The sequence below is a fragment of the Synechococcus sp. C9 genome, from assembly GCF_022984075.1.
GTDB lineage: Bacteria > Cyanobacteriota > Cyanobacteriia > Gloeomargaritales > Gloeomargaritaceae > Gloeomargarita.
In genome coordinates this window covers 49,053-68,560 of the sequence record NZ_JALAAD010000002.1, presented here as the reverse complement: position 1 = coordinate 68,560, position 19,508 = coordinate 49,053, and the positions used below count along the sequence as shown (strand labels likewise).

General features: G+C 51.5%; 16 protein-coding genes and 1 pseudogene. 13 read left to right on the top strand and 4 right to left on the bottom strand.

The features are described from left to right. Nucleotides 1-8: 8 nt before the first annotated feature. From MLD66_RS14195 to drmC, 8 genes are all read left to right on the top strand, one after another. Nucleotides 9-4,217 (top strand): DNA methyltransferase, encoded by a 4,209-nt coding sequence (locus MLD66_RS14195; protein ID WP_247219347.1) that lies wholly within the window; start codon nucleotides 9-11, stop codon nucleotides 4,215-4,217. 193 nt (nucleotides 4,218-4,410) lie between these two features. After that, nucleotides 4,411-4,587: a DUF2283 domain-containing protein gene (locus MLD66_RS14190; RefSeq protein WP_247219345.1), complete on the top strand. Its 177-nt coding sequence runs from the start codon at nucleotides 4,411-4,413 to the stop codon at nucleotides 4,585-4,587. A gap of 90 nt (nucleotides 4,588-4,677) precedes the next feature. Then, nucleotides 4,678-4,917 carry a hypothetical protein gene (locus MLD66_RS14185; RefSeq protein ID WP_247219343.1) on the top strand — a complete coding sequence of 80 codons (240 nt, stop codon included), beginning with the start codon at nucleotides 4,678-4,680 and terminating at the stop codon, nucleotides 4,915-4,917. Next, entirely contained in the window at nucleotides 4,910-5,293 is a 384-nt protein-coding gene (locus MLD66_RS14180; protein WP_247219341.1) for a type II toxin-antitoxin system VapC family toxin, read from the top strand. Before MLD66_RS14185 ends, MLD66_RS14180 begins: the two co-directional genes overlap by 8 nt. Before the next feature lie 165 nt (nucleotides 5,294-5,458). Next, a complete protein-coding gene (locus tag MLD66_RS14175; RefSeq protein ID WP_247219339.1) occupies nucleotides 5,459-5,755 on the top strand; it encodes a DUF2281 domain-containing protein in 297 nt (98 codons plus the stop codon). Nucleotides 5,756-5,994: 239 nt separating this feature from the next. Then, nucleotides 5,995-9,882 (top strand): DISARM system helicase DrmA, encoded by a 3,888-nt coding sequence (drmA, locus tag MLD66_RS14170; protein ID WP_247219337.1) that lies wholly within the window; start codon nucleotides 5,995-5,997, stop codon nucleotides 9,880-9,882. Further along, nucleotides 9,879-11,765, top strand: a complete 1,887-nt coding sequence (locus tag MLD66_RS14165; RefSeq protein WP_247219335.1) for a DUF1998 domain-containing protein — start codon at nucleotides 9,879-9,881, stop codon at nucleotides 11,763-11,765. Before drmA ends, MLD66_RS14165 begins: the two co-directional genes overlap by 4 nt. Next, nucleotides 11,752-12,555 (top strand): DISARM system phospholipase D-like protein DrmC, encoded by an 804-nt coding sequence (drmC, locus tag MLD66_RS14160; RefSeq protein ID WP_247219332.1) that lies wholly within the window; start codon nucleotides 11,752-11,754, stop codon nucleotides 12,553-12,555. Before MLD66_RS14165 ends, drmC begins: the two co-directional genes overlap by 14 nt. A gap of 412 nt (nucleotides 12,556-12,967) precedes the next feature. Here drmC and MLD66_RS14155 read toward each other — a convergent pair whose 3' ends face one another. Then, on the bottom strand, nucleotides 12,968-13,630 hold the full coding sequence (locus MLD66_RS14155; protein WP_247219330.1) for a serine/threonine-protein kinase: 663 nt from the start codon (nucleotides 13,628-13,630) through the stop codon (nucleotides 12,968-12,970). A gap of 241 nt (nucleotides 13,631-13,871) precedes the next feature. Between MLD66_RS14155 and MLD66_RS14150 the strand changes: the two genes are divergently transcribed. The 4 genes from MLD66_RS14150 (at nucleotide 13,872) to MLD66_RS14135 (ending at nucleotide 15,888) form a co-directional block, all read left to right on the top strand. After that, nucleotides 13,872-14,099, top strand: a complete 228-nt coding sequence (locus MLD66_RS14150) for a hypothetical protein (RefSeq protein ID WP_247219328.1) — start codon at nucleotides 13,872-13,874, stop codon at nucleotides 14,097-14,099. A 1-nt stretch (nucleotide 14,100) separates the two neighbouring features. Next, nucleotides 14,101-14,505: a putative toxin-antitoxin system toxin component, PIN family gene (locus tag MLD66_RS14145; RefSeq protein WP_339397073.1), complete on the top strand. Its 405-nt coding sequence runs from the start codon at nucleotides 14,101-14,103 to the stop codon at nucleotides 14,503-14,505. Nucleotides 14,506-14,647: 142 nt separating this feature from the next. Beyond that, nucleotides 14,648-15,241 (top strand): ParA family protein, encoded by a 594-nt coding sequence (locus MLD66_RS14140; protein ID WP_247219324.1) that lies wholly within the window; start codon nucleotides 14,648-14,650, stop codon nucleotides 15,239-15,241. After that, entirely contained in the window at nucleotides 15,238-15,888 is a 651-nt protein-coding gene (locus MLD66_RS14135; protein WP_247219322.1) for a hypothetical protein, read from the top strand. Before MLD66_RS14140 ends, MLD66_RS14135 begins: the two co-directional genes overlap by 4 nt. 32 nt (nucleotides 15,889-15,920) lie before the next feature. On the opposite strand, the gene MLD66_RS14130 is transcribed toward MLD66_RS14135, so the two are convergent. The 3 genes and pseudogenes from MLD66_RS14130 to MLD66_RS14120 form a co-directional block, all read right to left on the bottom strand. Beyond that, nucleotides 15,921-16,562: a Uma2 family endonuclease gene (locus MLD66_RS14130; RefSeq protein WP_247219320.1), complete on the bottom strand. Its 642-nt coding sequence runs from the start codon at nucleotides 16,560-16,562 to the stop codon at nucleotides 15,921-15,923. A gap of 109 nt (nucleotides 16,563-16,671) precedes the next feature. Beyond that, complete coding sequence (locus MLD66_RS14125; RefSeq protein ID WP_247219319.1) at nucleotides 16,672-17,280, bottom strand: Uma2 family endonuclease; 609 nt, start codon at nucleotides 17,278-17,280, stop codon at nucleotides 16,672-16,674. Between the two features lie 22 nt (nucleotides 17,281-17,302). After that, nucleotides 17,303-17,506, bottom strand: a pseudogene (locus MLD66_RS14120) (transposase); the annotation flags it as partial. A 355-nt stretch (nucleotides 17,507-17,861) separates the two neighbouring features. On the opposite strand from MLD66_RS14120, the gene MLD66_RS14115 reads away from it, so the two are divergent. Further along, a complete protein-coding gene (locus MLD66_RS14115) occupies nucleotides 17,862-19,121 on the top strand; it encodes a hypothetical protein (RefSeq protein ID WP_247219317.1) in 1,260 nt (419 codons plus the stop codon). Nucleotides 19,122-19,508: the final 387 nt, after the last annotated feature.

The following is a 19,508-nucleotide window of genomic DNA, read 5'->3' as shown; positions in this document are numbered from 1 at the left end:
TCTGTCCCATGTCAATCGCCCGCCACCACGCCGAATGGCTCTCACTGGTCGAAGCGTCGGGGCCATTCCTGAGCCTCCAGGTGCTCATGGATGCCTTTCCCCAGGGGCTGGAACCCCATGACTCGGAACGGTTCAGGGTTTTGAGGCTGGCTTATGAGGAATGGTTGGCGAACCATCACGATCCCGGCATTCACCGCACCTGGGTCGAGTGGGTGCTTTCGGAGGTGCTGGGTTTTCCCGCAGAGATACTGTACCAGGGACAGGCCATCCCCACCAGCCTGCACGTCAGGCTCAGCGAACACCAGGTCACCCTGCGCCCCGATTGGGTGGTGGTGGAACCGGAAACGAACCAACCCCGCTTGCTGATCCAGGCGATGCCACCGGGGCAGGGACTGGAGCAAACCTTGAAGGATTCTCGCTGGAAGGCTTCTCCCGCCACCGGGATGATGGAGTTACTCCACGCTACGGGCGTGCGGCTGGGTCTTTTGACCAACGGCGAACAATGGATGCTGGTAAACGCCCCCCGGGGCGAGTCCACGGGGTACATCTCCTGGTACGCCAACCTGTGGCTTGAGGAGAAAATCACCCTGCGGGCTTTTTGCACGCTCCTTGGTGTGCGGCGATTCTTTGGGGTAGAACCCCATGAGACACCGGAAGAGTTGCTGAGCCGGAGTAAGGATGACCAAAAGGAAGTCACCGACCAGTTGGGTTTGCAGGTGCGTAAGGCGGTCGAGGTGCTGGTGCAGGCGTTCGACCGGATTGACCAGGATCGCCAGCGGGAGCTTCTCCGGGGCATTTCCGAAACCGCACTCTACCAGGCCGCTTTGACGGTGATGATGCGGTTGGTTTTTCTGTTCTCGGCGGAGGAACGGGGGTTGCTGTTGCTGGGCGACCCGCTCTATGACCAGTTCTATGCCGTATCCACCCTGCGGGCGCAACTGCGGGAGATGGCTGACCAACACGGGGAAGAATTGCTGGAGCGGCGCTGGGATGCTTGGGTACGGTTGCTGGCAACATTCCGGGCGGTTTTTGGGGGCATTCACCACGAAGCACTGCGACTGCCTGCCTATGGGGGCGAGCTGTTTGACCCGGATCGGTTTCCCTTTTTGGAAGGGCGGGCTATGGGCACCCATTGGCTGGACACCCCGGCGAGACCCATCCCCGTCAACAACCGCACGGTGTTGCACCTACTGGAAGCCTTGCAAATTCTTCAGGTCAAGGTGCCCGGTGGCAGGGTGGAACCCCGCAAGCTCTCGTTTCGGGCGTTGGACATCGAGCAGATCGGCCATGTGTACGAGGAGTTGTTGGATCACACGGCGGCCAGGGCGCAGGTGACCTATCTGGGATTGGTAGGCACGAAAAACAAAGAACCGGAAGTCCCCCTCGATGAGTTGGAGTCATGGCAGGCCAAGGGAACCGATGACCTGGTGCAATTTCTCCGTGAGCAAACCGGGCGTTCCGAATCGGCACTGCGTAAGGCACTCACCAACGGTGGCGGCGACCGGGCAACTCCAGAAAGCCAGAAACTGCTGATCGCCTGTGGCAATGACCGGGCGTTGTGGGAGCGGGTAGTCCCCTGGGCAAATCTTCTGCGACAGGACACCTTTGGCTATCCGGTGGTCATCCCGGCGGGCGGTGTTTTTGTCACCGAAGGAGTCAATCGGCGGGAGACGGGCACCCATTACACGCCCCGTTCTCTGACTGAAGAGATTGTCAAGTACACCCTGGAACCCCTGGTTTATGGCGGCGTGGTAGAGGGGGAACCGAGGGAGGCGTGGCGGCTGAAAGCGGCGGCGGAATTGCTCCGACTCAAGGTGTGCGATATGGCGATGGGGAGTGGGGCGTTTTTGGTGCAAACCTGTCGCTACCTGGCTGAACGGCTGGTGGAGGCATGGGCAGAGGCGGAACGCTCGCATCCGGGGCAGGTGGTGGTGGCTCCCGATGGCACCTTGTCCGATTCCCGACCGGAGGAATGCCCGATACCCAAGGATGCGGATGAACGATTGACCGTCGCCCGGCGGATTGTGGCCGACCGTTGCCTATACGGGGTGGACAAAAACCCGATGGCGGTGGAGATGGCGAAATTGTCCCTGTGGCTGATCACCTTGCAAAAAAATCGACCGTTTACGTTTCTGGATCATGCCCTGCGCTGTGGGGATTCGTTGCTGGGGGTGACCCGTGCCGAGCAGATTTATTTTCTGAACCTGAACCCGGACAATCAAGCCGTGCAACTGCGGACGGTATCGGAGATTTGGCGACCCCTTTTGGAGCAAGCCATTGCCAAACGGAGAGAACTGGAGAGTTTCACGGTCAACGACATTTACGACCTGACCCGCAAGTCAGCCCTGCAAGCGGAAGCGGAAGAACTGACTGGGAATATCAAAATTGCGGCGGATTATCTGATCGGGGAGGCGTTGGCGCAAGCTGGGAGTACGGGAAACCTGAAAGCGGCGGAACTGAGCGTCCTGTCGGGGCTGGTGACGGATGCACTGGGGGAAGCGGACGGGCGGGAGCGGGAAAACAAACTGCGGCAGATTCGGGAAAAGGCTCGGGGGATGCTGAATGCGGGCAAACCGGAAGGACAGCCGCCAAGACAGCCGTTTCATTGGGCATTGGAGTTTCCTGAGGTGTTTTTGGCAGGGGATGCACCCCAGGGGTTTAGCGCAATTGTGGGCAATCCGCCGTTTCAAGGGGGACAAAAAATCACCGGCACGGTGGGGAAGGACTATCGGGAATTTCTGGTGCAATACCTTGCCGGGGGGCAACGGGGCAGTGCCGACCTGTGTGCCTATTTTTTTCTAAATGCGGGGAATTTGCTGGCCGGGGGCGGCAATGTTGGACTGGTGGCGACGAATACGATTGCCCAGGGCGATACCCGTGAGGTGGGGTTAGATCAACTCACTGCCCAAGCTTACACGATTTTCCGTGCGGTGCCCAGTCGTCCTTGGCCGGGAACGGCGGCGCTGGAGGTGGCGTATGTGTGGCTACACAAAGGAAAATGGCAGCAAAATTATGCGCTGAATGATATGTCAGTCTCAGGGATTACGGCATTTTTGACAGTGCCAGGGAAATCAGCGGGTAAGCCTTTTCGACTGGTGGCAAATGAGGGCAAGTCTTTTATCGGCTCTTATGTCTTAGGAATGGGTTTTGTCCTGGATCCCGCAGAAGCCCAGGCATTGATCGATAAGGATCCAAAGAATAAAGATGTGCTGTTTCCCTATCTGAATGGCGACGACCTCAACTCCCGCCCCGACCAATCCCCCAGCCGTTGGGTGATCAATTTCTTTGATTGGCCGTTGGATGCAGACCACGACGATCCCAAAAATCCCAAAGGTGCGCCCTATGCCGCCGATTATCCCGATTGTTTGGCAATTGTGGAAGAGAAAGTTAAACCGGAGCGAACACGGCGCAAAGAAAATGGTCAGTTTGCCCTACGAAAGCCCTTACCACAAAAATGGTGGATATATGCGGAAAAGCGACCAGCACTTTACTCAGCAATCGCGGGGTGTGAGCGGGTTTTATTGACATCTCGTCACAACAAGATGCTGATTTTTGAATTTGTCATTGCACGACAAGTTTTTAGTGAAGCTCTAGTCATTTTTACATTTGACAAAGCCATTGACCTTGTTGTGCTGCAATCCTCAATACATGATCTTTGGGCATGGCATAACTGCTCAACAATTAGAGACGCTGGGATTCGGTATTCCCCAACAGATGGCTTTGAAACCTTCCCCTTCCCCGAACGCACCGACACCCTCGAAGCCATAGGAGAGGCATACTACACCCATCGCCAAGCCATCATGCTTGCCCGCCAAGAAGGGCTGACCAAAACCTACAACCGCTTCCACCACCCCGACGAAACCGACCCCGACATTCAAACCCTCCGCCAGCTACACATCCAAATGGACAACGCCGTTGCCGCCGCCTACGGTTGGCAGGATTTAGACCTCGCACATGGCTTTCACCAGACCAAACAGGGGTTACGCTTCACCCTCAGCGAACCTGCCCGTCGGGAAATCCTAGACCGATTGCTTACCCTCAATCACCGTCGTTATGCCATCGAAGTTGCCCAGGGACTTCATGATAACAAGAACAAAAAGAACAGCAAATCTAAAAAAAAAGACAGCCAAAAAACTCCTGAAATTCAGATAGGACGCTACATTTCTCAGGGCGTTCTTTTGGGCGATCCCGACCCCACCCAGGGCGAGTTGTTTTGAAAACCACCCGTTACTTTGCAACCCCTACCTCAAGCGAAAATGGTGTGAAGCCGCCATCCAAAACCCCCATTATCGCCAGGTGCAACCCGATGGACGTATCCGTCACTGGCTATAATTTCCGAGTCGTTACCCTAGAAGATGGAGAAACCATGCACAACGCCTTTCCAGACCGCAGCTTCAAACCAGATCAATCATGAAATTGCATTACTACCCCGAAACGGACTCCCAAGCAATTAGCGAGGGTATTGTTCTCGATTTTGACGACCAGGGCAAACTCATCGGTATTGACATTGACCACGCCAGCCAAACCGTTGACCTCACCCGCCTAGATGCCCAATCCCTGCCCCTGACCAGCCCCATCCCCAGTTAGGATAAATAGCAATACCCCGGAATACCGCAAGGCGATCCCGACCCCACCCAGGGGCAATGGTTTGGAAAACTACCTATTAAGTTCCCCACCATGAAAAGCTTAGAAGTAATTGTTACAGTTTCCAATGATGGGCAGCTTTCCATCAATCCCCCTCTCGACATTCCCACAGGAGCTTACAAAGCGATCCTGGTGATCGATGAGCAACCCCTACTGTCCGCTCCAAGTTCTGTCGAAAGTGCCCAAGCCATTGTTAGACAATACATTTCAGCCAATCGCAACCTTTCCCAAGAACTGATCCAAGAACGCCGCCAGGAAGCCAGCCATGAGTAGGGTGGTTCTCGATGCCTCCGCCGTCTTAGTCTTACTCAATCAGGAAGCAGGCAGTGATGGGATTGCACCCCTCATTCCCCAGTCCGTTATCAGTGCTGTGAATTTATCCGAAGTAATTGCCAAACTAGCAGACGCAGGTATCCCTGAAGCCAGCATTCACCAAATTCTTAAACACTTAAATTTAGAAGTCATTGCCTTTAACGATCAACAAGCACTGACCACTGGTCTGTTACGACCACTCACCAAATCCCAAGGGCTTTCCCTCGGCGACCGAGCTTGCCTTGCTTTAGGGATGAGCCTAAATTTGCCCGTCATAACCAGTGATCAGACGTGGAGCAGGCTGTCCTTAGCAATAGAAATTCGAGTAATTCGGTAGCCTTAGCAATTTCATTAAGTCAACTCAAACCAAAAACCTCACCCTAGAAGAAAGCTCGAAAAACGCTCCCCCTGACCAGCCCCATCCCCAGTTAGGATAAATAGCAATACCCCAGAATATCGCCTTGGGTTGATTAATTTCATAAATTCAACCGAAAGTCTTGATATGACAACCACATCCCTAGAACAAGCCATCCTCACCCACCTGCGCCAACTACCCCCGGAAAAACAGCAAGAAGTTTTAGACTTTGTGGAATTTCTCCGAAAAAAAGTCTCCCCGTCACCCCCACGACCCATTCAGCCCTCTCTCCAGCAGATAGCGAGACTACCCCTATCCCAACGCCATCAGGCATTAGCTCCCTTTATCGCCGATACTGCCACAGACTTCCAAACCGATCCAGCCCTCACCGAATTTGCTGTCTTAGATAGCGAAGACTGGGAGTTTCCTGGTGTTGAACCCTAAGCGTGGCGAAATCTAGCTCGTCAATCTCGACCCCGCCCGTGGTCAAGAAATCCAGAAAACCCGTCCTGTCCTGGTCATTAGTACCGATCTCTTTGCCCCAATTCCCCTTCGCATCGTCATTCCGGTCACCACCCGGCAAGATAAATTTGCTCATCGGGACATATCCCCCCAGGCAGACCCAGGATAAGTTGGCTATCATACCGTTAAGTTAAAGATGCCGCCAGCCCCATTTCCCCAGCATGGAACGGATCAAACTCCCACCCATTCTCCCCGGCGACCTTGACCTCAATGAGGTAAACCAAAAACTCCTGTCCGGGTCTGCCCGTTTGGATTGGGGGTCAGTGATCTCCGCTCCCGACCATGCCCTTGCCCAACTGCTTAACGGTATTCGCCCCGATGATTCCTGTTTAGGAATTGAGGAACATCCCCCCGCCGAATACATTATTAATGCCATCGCCCAATACTACCAAAGACACAGCGAGCCATTGCCATCCGACCCACTCATTCAAGACCTTAACATTCCCGAACCGAGTGAAGAAATAGAAGAAATAGAAACAGATGATACCCTAGACGAACATTTTGAACCGGCACCGATGCCAGATCAGCTACCTTCAAAAATCCTCAACCCCCCCACCCCGAGTGAACTGAGAGCCGAGCTAGAATCTGCCATCATCAAAGACCTGTATGGTCCCGCCGGTGGTGAAGAAGAGGAAGTGAACGAGGCGCGGATGACCGAACGGTACCTCCTTGGGGTGATCGCCCCCCAAAAACGTAACCAGACTGGGGATGGGGAGCCGGAACAGCTTGATGACATTGCCATCGCCGACAAGGAAAACCCCGAAGAGGGTGCTACCGATGCCCTTGTGTCCACCAGTAGCATCTTCCCGTCCTCACTGGGGATGACCTTCTGTGTGGATAAACGAGCTAAAGCCCTCTGCATCACTGCTTCCTGGGGGCGGTACGAGCGGCAAACCAGCGAGCAATTCCTCACCGACAAGGGCAATCCCAAAACCGTCTGGAAGCGTTATCCCATCAGCGGCACCATCGTTCAACCCCTGGTCGAGGGAGATACGGCTACCCCCCCTGCGCCAGATCAAGCCCCTGCCGTTGTTTTGCGAACCCGGATGCGCCCACTGGCAGATGGGGATTGGATCGTCACCATCTTTTTAGTCAATGAGCAAACCGAACCTAATGAGTCCAAAGATACGGCTTGGCTGTTCCAACCGGAAATTTCCGTCAGTTCGGCAGATGCCAATGTCGCAGACATTTTTCAAAAAAAGCCCCTGGACGACCGTGCTTCCGTCCTTGATCCGGTGATCCGTGACGAAAATCGGGCGATGGCGATGCTCTACCGCCACCATGTAGAATTTGCCGTCGGTCATGGGGTTGGGGTTCATGCTGAGGTCGCCCCTGGCAACCCCTGCCGAGCCGTCCGGCTATCCACCAGAGTCGTTCCCACCTACGAAGTACCAGCCACCAAACCCCCCACAGTACGGGAAATTCCCGGATTAGCGGGTCTGGTCTTGGACATGAAGCACCTTTCTGAGATTGCCAGCCCCACAGACCTCCGCACCGTCCTGCAACCCCTAGCCGCCGCCTACGACACCTGGATCACCCAACAGGAAAGCCGCCTTAGTGATCCCGATGAGGGACTGTCACCCTACCAGGATGTGGCGCAGAAGGCACTCGACCGTTGTCGTCACACCCTCCGCCGTATCCAAGAGGGTATCACCACCCTGGAGAACAACATCCATGCCTTTAGGGCGTTTCGCTTCATGAATCGGGCAATGTACCTCCAGCGCATCCACACCCTTTATGCGGAGCAACGGCGGCGGGGTGAAAATGTATCCCTTAACGACCTTGACCGACCCGAAAACCGGAGTTGGTATCCCTTCCAACTGGCATTTATCCTGCTCAATGTGCCGTCTATCACGGATGTACACCACCCTGACCGTTCCCACCCAACCGAAGCGGTGGCTGATTTGCTGTGGTTTCCCACCGGTGGGGGCAAAACCGAGGCCTATCTGGGATTGACCGCCTACACTATCGGTCTCCGTCGCCTCCAGGGGCGGGTGGCGGGTCGAGATGGGGAACACGGGGTGGCGGTTCTCATGCGCTATACCCTGCGACTGCTCACCCTCCAGCAATTCCAACGGGCGACCGCCCTGATCTGTGCCTGTGAAGTGATCCGTCGGGAAGACGAAGCCCAGTGGGGGCAAGAACCCTTTCGCATTGGGCTATGGGTGGGGCAGAAAAACACCCCCAACAAGACCGCCGACAGCGATGAGGCGATCAAACAACATCGGGAATCCCGACCCCGTGGCCGGGGAACCCCCCATCAACTCACCAACTGTCCCTGGTGTGGTGCCAAGATTCATCCCGGTTGCCATATTCAGGTCGAGCTTTTTGAAAGAGGTCGGGGGCGCACATTTATTAAATGCGGGGACGATCTAGGGAAATGCCCCTTTTCCAAGGGTGAAGGACTGCCTGTGATTGTTGTGGATGAGGAAATTTATCGCCGCTTGCCCACCTTAGTGATCGCAACGGTAGATAAATTTGCCCAAATGCCCTGGAAAGGGGAAGTGCAAATGGTGTTTGGTCAGGTCAACGGCTACTGCGAACGGCACGGGTTTCGTTCTCCTGACATTGAAGATAGTGACCGACACAACCGGGTGGGTAATTTCCCTGCCGCCAAGACTATCCCTCACCCTAAACTGCGTCCTCCAGACCTGATTATCCAGGACGAGTTGCACCTGATCAGCGGCCCGCTCGGCACCTTAGTTGGGCTGTACGAGACTGCGGTGGATTACCTTTGCACCTGGGACGTGGATGGGCAGCCCGTGCGTCCCAAAGTGATTGCTTCCACTGCCACCATTCGCCAAGCGGAGGCGCAGGTCAACAACCTGTTCGTGAGAAAACTGGCCGTATTTCCCCCCCAGGGACTCGACATCAGGGATAACTTTTTCTCTCGACAACGGGACAACGACCCTACTTCCGCACGCTATAGTCCTGGGCGACGCTATGTCGGTATCTGTGCCCCCGGGCGTCGGCTGAAAGCCACCATGATTCGGGTCTATTTGGCTGTGCTCTCCGCCGCACAAATGCTTTACAACAAGTACGGGATTGCCGCTGACCCCTGGATGACCCTGGTGGGTTATTTCAACTCGGTGCGGGAATTGGGAGGCACCCGTCGGCTGGTGGAAGATGATATTCGCACCCGCTTGACCAAGATGCACCAACGGGGCTTGGCTAACCGTCGTCTGCAGGCAACGGATGTGGATGAACTCACCGCCCGCAAAGACTCTACGGAAATTCCGGGGATTCTTGACCGCCTGGAAACCCCGTTTGACCCTGAATTACTCCAGAGAAATCAAGCCAGGCGCAAGGCGGGGCAACGACTGGAACAACCTGACCCTCTGGATGTCCTCCTGGCTACCAACATGATCTCGGTGGGCGTTGACGTGCGCCGTCTTGGGGTGATGGTGGTCTGTGGGCAACCGAAAAACACCGCCGAGTACATCCAGGCGACCTCACGGGTGGGGAGAAGCCATCCTGGACTGGTTCTCACCGTTTACAACTGGGCACGCCCGCGGGATCTCTCCCATTACGAGCGGTTTGCCCACTACCATGCCACCTTCTATCAAAATGTGGAGGCTTTGTCCGTGACGCCCTTTTCGTCGGGTGCCCTTTACCGGGGTCTCAGTGCCATCCTCGTTGCTCTAGTGCGCCTCGCCAGTGAGGAACTGAATGGCAACGAGCAGGCGGGGGCGATTGAGCGGAACCATCCCTACGTGCGGGCGGCGGTGGATGCCATTGTGCGCCGTGCAGAACTGGTGGGCAATGCCCAAACTGCACAACGCCTTCGCAGTGAATTGGAGGGGAAAATTGATCGCTGGCTGGCGTGCGTGCAAAGGGTTGTCGGCGGTGCACAATTGAAGTATCAGGTCACCGCCAGAGATGGCATTTCGGTCAGCTTACTCACCTCTGCGGGTAGAAGAGACTGGGAAGAATTTACTTGCCTCAACTCCCTTCGCAACGTCGAACCCACAGTCAATTTAGTGCTGACGGATCAGCCCCCTGACGATGACTTTGCCCGGATTCCCCAGCCCTACATCGCCAAACCATGACCGGCTCCCCGTACCGCTATAAGGTGGGAGAACTCCGCCCCAGCCAGATTCTTTACACCTTTGGGATTGGCTCGATTGCCGATCTGCCCCACCTCTCGGTGATGGTCATGGGACTTGATGGATGGGATAAAAACCCCGCCACCACCACCCTACTGAGCGAACCCCGCCTGCTCGCGGCAGTGCGAAGAGAGTTAGGTACCCAAGTCAAGGAACTCTGTTCTCCCCCAATCCCGCAGGAGGATGAAGAATCTGCCAATCCTTTTGACGAAGCCGCTCGTATCGGCGTACCCGTATCCCCATTTCCGACCTGGATGGTTTGTCCCCAGTGTCGCTTACTCGCTCCCCTCCAATCGGGATTATTTGAACTGAAGTCTTCGCCCTACCGCATCAATGAGACTCGCTATGTTCACAAAAACTGCCCAAAATCTCGCAAACCTCCAGCAGTCGTTCCCGCCCGTTTTTTAGTGGCGTGCCAACATGGACACCTAGATGACTTCCCTTGGCATTACTTTGTCCATCAGGGGGCATCCGATTGCCAGGGGGTACTGCGGTTTGAAGAGTACGGGGTGACCGGCGCCGCTTCAGACATTGTGGTCCGCTGTGAGGGCTGTCAAAGGTCACGCCGATTATCTGACGCATTTGGGGAAAACGGCAAACAAAATATGCCCAAATGTCGCGGGCGGCATCCCCATCTCCGGGATTTTGATGATGAGTGTGACCAACAGATGGAGGCGATGCTCCTGGGGGCTTCCAATAGCTGGTTTCCCATCACCCTCTCAGCCCTGTCTATCCCGCTTCATGCCAGTCCTTTAGCCCAGTTGGTTCAAAAACATTGGGACATTCTGGGGGACGCTCCAGACCCACAGACCCTCGCTTTTTCCCTGGGGATGGCACAGAGAACGGGTCAGTTACTAGAATTTCTCAAATACACGCACGAGGAAATTTGGGCAAGCATCGAGCAATTCCGTCAGGGGCAAAATAAGCAGGATCATGCCCAAGACCTAAAAACGCCGGAGTGGCAAGTGTTATCTCTCTCGGTACCCACCCCCACGAGCCAGGAATTCCAGTTACGTCCGGTCAGCTCTCCCAAGGGCTACGAACAATTCTTCACTCGCACCGTTCTTGTGGAGCGCATTCGGGAAGTACGCGCCCTGATTGGATTCACCCGCATCCAATCCCCTGGCGACTTCGATGATACTGGGGAAATTCCCTCGGAATATCGAGTTCGCATCAGTCGCAACGCCCCCTCCTGGGTACCTGCCTCGGAAGTCAAAGGAGAGGGGATTTTTCTCCAGTTCAATGAATCCCAACTCCAAGCATGGGAGACCTCTCCCGCAGTGCTCAAGCGCGCCCAACTGACCCTCGAGGCGCAGAAACGATGGCTACGGATTCGGAACCTTGACCCCGCCAAGATCCCAGTGCCATCCATGCGATATGTGCTGATTCATTCGTTTTCCCATGCCTTGATGCGCCAACTTGCCATTGAATGTGGATACAATGCCGCCAGTTTGCGTGAACGTCTCTTTGCCAAATCACCCCACGAGGAACATGGTCCACAGGCAGGATTATTGATCTATACTGCCGCCCCTGATAGCGAGGGAACCCTGGGCGGGCTGGTCAATCTGGGCGAACCCGACACCCTGGGGTACCACATCTCCCAAGCCCTGACAAGCATCCGCCTCTGTGCCTCCGACCCACTCTGTGCGGATCATGATCCCAATCAAGGCATTCCCTCCCTCCACTGGGCAGCTTGTCATGCGTGCCTATTCAGCCCTGAAACATCCTGTGAGCGGGGCAATAAATACCTCGACCGCTCCACCTTAATACCAACCTTTGCATCAGATAACCTTCACTTCTTCGCCCTCCCAGATGGTGAATTCTAAACTACTTGCTGAAATTTATCGAATTACCGATTTACTTCCACCTTCTATTTTGAGCCAAGTTGTAAAAATATTGGCTGAAAATGATGAATTTTATAATGAAGCTTTAACCAAGCGTGTACTCAATTCACTGGTCAATTTACAGTTTAGACGAGCTGTTGTTGATATGTTCAATGTCTGGAAAAATGAACAACCAGAATCCACTAGCAGAGCAGTTGCAATGGCTTTGGAAAGTGCCTCATATACAAGAAACTCAATTCAAAAAGACCTGGCCATTGAACTTGTCTGGACTGGTCCTGAATTTGCCAATGTTACCATCCGAAGGACGGAGCAGGTTTTATTACAACTAATTGAAGAATGCCATCAGCATATGACCTTGATCAGTTTTGCGTTTTATAAAATTCCTGAAATTACCAAAGCTCTGTTGAAAGCCTTGGAGCGCGGTATCCACTTGCGGATTATTGCGGAAACCCCTGCATCAGGGGACAACAAAATTAAATTCGGAATTGAATCTACCCTAGGAAGTGATGTTCTTAATCAATCCGAAGTTTTCATTTGGCCCAAGGAGCGGCGTTTATTGGATAGAGAAGGACGTTATGGTTCATTGCATATAAAAGGGGCAATAGTTGACCAAAAAAAACTTTTTATCACTAGCGCAAATTTGACTGATTATGCTCTCTCTCTGAATATGGAATTGGGTGTTTTGATACAAAGTGAAAAACTAAGTAAACAAATGATTGATTATATTGACTTATTGATCTATCAGGGGATTTTAGTGATTTGGACAGAATGATACCATATAAGGTACCTCTATTTATTGTTTTCTGGGTAATGCTATCTTTATAATACTCAAAAATAGGGCAACAAGGACTGTCAGAGAGTTAGGTTGTTCCGTACATCTAAGTAACCCACCAGAAGTAACCATATGTGAACCATAGGGTTAGATATTGCTCAAATGTGTACGGGATGAAGGTTTCCGGGAATTGAACCCCTCGTTTTACTAAGAGATTGAGAAAGTCTACCCCATGCAACATACCCACTCTGTTAACAACGTATAGTGCTATGTATCAGATATATGTGGGTACCTCTACTTATTGATTTTTGTACTTACACGGCAGGCTCGGAAGCCCCATTCTCTCGTTGGTAATTATCAATAACACAGGGGTCATTCTCAATAATCATGAATTATGTAGAGGTACCCATCATTATTTACTTGAAATTCTCAATGCTTGAACGCAGATTGTACCAACGGCGTAAATGTCGCTACTTAGTTGTGGGTAACCGGCTAGTTGTTCGCTTGGCATATAGCCTGGAGAACCAACCGCTACAGTAAGTGCAGTCGTGTCGGGACAGTCACTGTCCACTGCCCGCAATGCCTTCACTGCGCCAAAATCAATCAACACAATTTTACTGTCACAATTGCGCCAAATTAGATTTGCTGGTTTGATGTCACGGTGAATTACCCGGGCTTGATGTACCACTGACAAAGGCTCTAAAATTTTTCCTAAAAGTTCCATGACTTTGCTTTCCGAGAACCGTTCGCCTGGGAGGATGATGCTGTCCAAGGTTCTACCCTGAATGTATTCTTGCACTAAATAAAACTCGCCACCTTCATCAAAGTGAGCCAACAAGCGAGGAATAGCATCACAGCGATCCCCCAAAATATAAAGCATTTTTGCTTCTCGTTCAAACAATTGTTTTGCTACTTCAAGTATTCGAGGATCATTCGAGCGGGGCTTGAGTTGCTTGACGACACAAAGGGGTTGCTCAGGCAGATAGCGATCCTTTGCAAGGTAAGTTTGTCCAAATCCCCCGCCTCCAAGAGGCTTCACAATTTCATAACGTCCACTTAGTACAAGTTCATTCATAGGGTCTAAATTTGTATATCTTAGTAGATTGAGTCGAGGTGCCTTGAAAAGTGAATAGAAGATTAACTTTTGTTGTGGATTGAATGGAAACATATTTTAGCATTAGACTAGAATCACTACCAATGCTTAGTTGGTTCCAATTCCTCACCCGTGGGGGTGAACCGATGCTACCATGAAAGGCCTGCTATGGCTCTGAGCGTTGTCTCCACACCCGTGGGGGTGAACCGACTAAATAACAGCTATGGAAACCAAGACGATCACAATTCGCGTTAATGCTGAGGTCGCCCGTATTTTTGAGGCGGCATCTGAAGAGGAACGTCGCAAATTAGAAGCATTACTCAGCCTCAAACTTGGGGATGTAACGCGACGCAAAAGACTTCTGGAAGAAGTGATGAGTGACATTAGTCGAAATGCTCAAGCACGAGGGTTAACCCCAGAAATCTTGCACTCAATTCTAGATCAAGAATGAAGTGCGCTGCGTTTTTGATACAAATGTGCTGATCAGTGCGCTTTTGTTGGAGAACAGCAAACCTGCTCAAGCATTTCGATATGCTCTAGCGAATGGAGAAGTATTACTATCACTTGACCTATTGGAGGAGTTGGATGAAGTTCTTGGGCGCAAAAGACTTAATCGGTATTTAACTACGGAAGAGCGGGAGGAATTTTTAGAAGCTTCAATAGAGCGAGCCGTTTTGGTCGAAATAACCGAAAAGGTGCAAGAATGTCGTGACCCGAAAGATGATTTGGAGTTAGGGTTGAATGGGCAAGCCCAGTCCATCATCAGTGGCGATCAGGACTTGCTGGTATTGCATCCATTCCGTGAAGTGGTAGTGATTAGCCCAGATGAGTTCTTGAAGACGATTGAGTTCAAGTAGCTGACCACCATTATCTCTAACAACAAGAGTCTCCTACCCCACTACCGGTCTGCCCACACTAGAACAGTTAACGAGTACGCAAAAGTTCAGGTACTCATCATGCTGAGTTTTTCCATACGCAAATATTTGGTAACATAACGGCATGATTATCACGCTAGCGGGTTTCAAGGGTGGCGTCGGCAAGACCACCACAGCCATCCACCTGGCGGGGCTACTGCATCGGCGCGGCAAAACCTTGCTTGTGGATGGGGACCCAAACCGTTCCGCCCTGCGTTGGGCGCAACGGGGACAACTCCCCTTCTTGGTCGTGACGGAGAATCAAGCTCCCAAACGAATGCGCGAACACGAATATATTGTGATTGATACCCCGGCACGTCCCTCAATGGAAGAATTAAAAGACCTGAGCGAAGGATGCGACCTGTTGATTCTGCCAACCACCCCCGATGCCTTGGCTCTGGATGCCCTGCTGATGACCATCACCACCCTGCGACAACTGGCGACGGAACGCTACAAAGTCTTGCTGACGGTGGTGCCCCCCTATCCCAGCCAAGCGGGAGCCGAAGCCCAGCAAACCCTCAAAAGACAAAAAATACCAGTTTTTGAACAAGTCATCCGCCGCTACGTTGCCTTTCAGAAGGCGGGATTAGAGGGCTGTCTGGTATGCGACGTGGCGGATGGGAATGCCATCAACGCCTGGTGGGACTATCAACAACTGATGAAGGAGATTAACCTATGAGCCGGTTTGGGAAACTGTTTGAGACCTCAGAGCATCCACAATCTCCAGGAGATGGAGACATTGCCCCTGTTGAAGATGCACCAACTCAAACATCCAAAGGTGCGACAACGCAACAATACAGCAAGGCGAGTAGGCGAAAGGGCAAAAGTCCAGATATACGGCATGACGAACATTCGAGTACGCAAACATCTGATGGGGTGAAAACGCAAATATACACAAGTCCGACATTGCAGACAGATGACAATGCAAGTAGTCAACCTGCTGAACGTTCAGATATGCAAATATCTGATGGGGTGAAAGAGCAAATACGCAAAAGTTCAACATTGCAAACATCTGACAACGGGAGTAGTCAACCTTCTGAAAGTTCAGATACGCAAATATCTGACAGTATGGAAACTCAAAAGTGGAACAAGGCGAGTACGCAAAAAGATGAAAGTCCGGTTTATCGGGTAGCTGACAACTCGGATGTACCGGGTGGCGGGAGAGCGAAAAGGGGGAAACGTTCTGACCCGGCTTATGAGCAAGTGACGGCTTACATCCGCAAGGAGACCTACCGGCGGGTCAAAATGCGCTTGTTGGCACAGGACGGGGGTGACTTTTCCACGCTGATGCAAGAGTTGCTCGAAGGCTGGCTCACCAGGGAATAGAAACCGCCTCTTATTCACAAGGTTGAGGATTTCTACTCATCAGCAGGCGCAGGGTCATGCAGGGGTTGGGTGATATTAGGAACCGGCTCTAACTCAATCCCACTATAAATGTCTGCCAGGGAAAAGGTGACATTCAGAGATGGCAGTGCAACCGTGTCATCCAGGGCGTGATAGTCCCTAAATATCCACTCGACATTCCCCTGGCGGCGATAGTGCTCTACCCGAAGTTGGGATTGGTCAACCAGTAAATACTCCTGTAAAGTCGGGATAGAGCGATAAGCCGCAAACTTCGCCCCCCGGTCGTAGCTTTCTGTAGCAGGAGACAGCACTTCCATAATCAAGATGGGATTGATAACCGTATCTTTGCGCCCTTCTTTGAGCTGTATCGGATTTTGGATCACCATGCCATCGGGATAGACATACTGCTCAAAAGCCGGTATGTAAAGCCTGAGATCAGGAAAAAAGACCGAGAAACCCGTGCCCCTGAGTTTGAACCAAAGTAGGGCATTAATACTGGTAATTAGTTGGCTGTGAACGGGTGTTCCTCCAGTCATTTCGATAATTACTCCATTGTAAAATTCACGGCGGATGCCCCCGGTGCGTTCTGATTCAGCTTCCAGGGCAAAGTATTCCTCTAGGGTGTAGGTTTTGCGTAGGGTAAGTGTCGTAGTCATCGCATCTCCTTAGGCAACAGTATGGAGTAGTTGGTCAATCAAAGCCTTGAAGTCATCATCAATATCAAACACCCCTTGGGTTGATGCGGACGGAAGTGCCTTGACCGTGCTAGGCTCCAGCTTGAAAAACCTGCTCTGCCGTGAGGTTTAATTCCGGGAAAACTTTAGAGCGAATCCGGTCATGACCCCGAAATAATTGCGTTTGATATTCTTCATTGACCAATTGAAAAACCGAAATTGTGGGGACTTTCGGCTCACCAATGTACCGACGACCCCCCAACGCTTGGTAGTCAACAATCCAGTATTCGGCAATGCCTAACGTCTCGTAGTCACTGAGTTTATGCCAGTAGTCATCTCGCCAGTTGTTGCTGGTGATTTCAATGACAAGAGGAATGGAGGTGCCGTGGATGAGCGTCGAGGATTTCTGCCACAGGGGTTCCCGCGCCAAGGCGGTACGGTCAATCACCACTCCATCAGGAGCGTAGGCGCTATCCCCTTCCGGTGCTTTGATTAAGGTGTCCCGACCTAGAAAATAAGGGAGGTTGCACCTGCGGATTTCTAATGCTAATTCGCTGGCAAGAAAACCACTGATTTCATCATGTTTCCCGGTGGGTTGTAGCTCAACCGCAACTCCGTTGTGTAGTTCGTAGCGTCTGTTGGGCTTCCACGCTAAGAACTCGGCAAACGTCATTGGCTGAGAAGACACAGCAGCAGTCATAGTTTTTCTTCCCTTGAATTAGCTAGACCGCCGAGAAGCCCCGCCCTGTACCCGCAGGGTCAGAGTCGGGATGAGAGGCGGGGATGTTTTGGTTCTCAATATACTGACGCAACACCGAAACTGTCACGCCTCCGCATGAAGTGATGAAGTACGACTCATTCCACAAAGCATCTTTCCAGTCAATTTTGTCGAGGTACTCCTTGAACTCACCTCTAATCCTGCGACTATAAAAATACCGTGATAGCCCTTGGTGTCTCATCTATTTCTGCAAATAGCAATTACTCTATACACCGCAGATAGCCTTTTCCTAGACACTAATCAAGAACCATCACCCTTGCTCATCGCTAGTTAACCATACTTCATGTCTAGGAAAGACTATTGGAACAGTTCTCTGTTACTTGCCCTTTCCTAGAACATCACAGGTAACCTTTTCCTAGACACCAATAGAGAGCCATCACCGTTGTATAGGTCTTTCAGAGCGGGTACCGAAGGTGCGTAGCAGGGACAGTGCGGCGGGTTCGATTTGATAAACCACTGTCAGTTTCAAAAATTAATGCGACGGCACTATCGGTTGCTCTAGGGTGGTAGCACTGCGGAGCAGAAATAAGTGCGACTCCATCGCCTATTTACTTGAAATAAATGCAACGCTCGCAAGTGTTTCTGCCGATAATACCGAAGTTCTAGCCCTTGGTGTCTCATTTATTTCTGCAAAGTCGCATTTATTTCCGCAAATGACAATGGAGGTCAAGCCTTGGAAACACAATTTTTTGTATCCTTTAATTTGTGAACAGGCTGTATGCTACAATGATATTAATCGCACTAGTAAATACCTAGATTTTCTCAGGAATCAAAATAATTCTGGGTACAGTTGGATGAAGCACAGACATTTAGAATTAAACGAAAAAAATAGATGGTGTTTGGCGGCTATAGATGATGTGATTAGTCGGGGTTCTTTAAGTGATTGGATAGAATTATTACGGGCACTGCAATCCCAAGCAATGGTTCGTAATAAACTGAAGCAGGTCATTCGCAATTATCCTAGTGAAAGTGAACAATCCTATCGTTTTTTTGAGCGAGTTCTTGAGGGGGAACCCCGTGGAAAACCACCTGAATTAGAATGGAATTGGTTAGCTACCATTTTACATTTAACAATGACCGACTTTACTTGGGAAGACTTATTATCAGTGGCTTCTCGCTTGCAAGGTGTTCTTCCCGATGCAGTTCTAGTAGGTGGTACAGCAAGTGCTCTGTATGCCCAGCATCGTATCTCTTTTGATACTGACCATATTCTCCCTAATTTGCAGAGTATTTTTGATGAAGTTCTCAGCGATTTGGAAAGTGTATCGGGATGGCAGACCGCACGATGCAGGCGACCCGTTCTCATCCTCGGTTCTTTGGATGGCATTGAAACAGGCATTCGACAATTAATACGTTCCCGACCTTTAGAAACCCAAGTCATGGACACGCCAGGGGGTATGGTTAGGGTGCCAACCCTACCGGAAATGTTGCGTATCAAGAGCTTTTTGGTCATCCGCCGTAATGCGACGCGGGATTATCTGGATACGGTTGCTCTGGCGAATCTATTGGGAACACACCAAAGTTATCTAGCATTACAACAACTTGATGAATACTATCCACAGCCGAATCATCAATCAGTTTTACAGCAATTATTACGTCAGCTTGCCCAGCCATTACCTTTTGATTTGGATAGTACAGATTTGTCAACCTATAAACAACTTATTCCCTACTGGCAAGACTGGAAAAATGTGGAAAAACATTGTCACGAATTGGTGCAATTTTTTGCCAAAGAACTCAGTGAGTTTGAGCATGATTGCCCCTAGGGTAGTGCTATAGCAATCCTAACGGCTGGTAGCTTTGGCGGAGGGATTTACTCTGATAATGATGTCACCCTCACCAACGCCACCGTGTCGGGCAATACGGCTAGTTTCAGTGGCGGGGGGATTTGGACTAATAATGGCGGCACAATTCGCAATAGCATCATAGCTTTTAATACCGCTGGCAATGGTGGTGTCATTTCCAGAAATAGAAGCGACATTGCAGAAATAAAAGCGACAGAGGTGAAGGATAGGTTGGTATGAAGGGCATCCAGTTTGAGTTTTGTCGCATTTATTTCGGAAGATATAGCTAGGTAGGTTAAGGTTGTCGCCTTAAGATTCTGGGAAACCAATGTGGGGCTACGCCCTGCGACCCATATCATGTCAACCTTT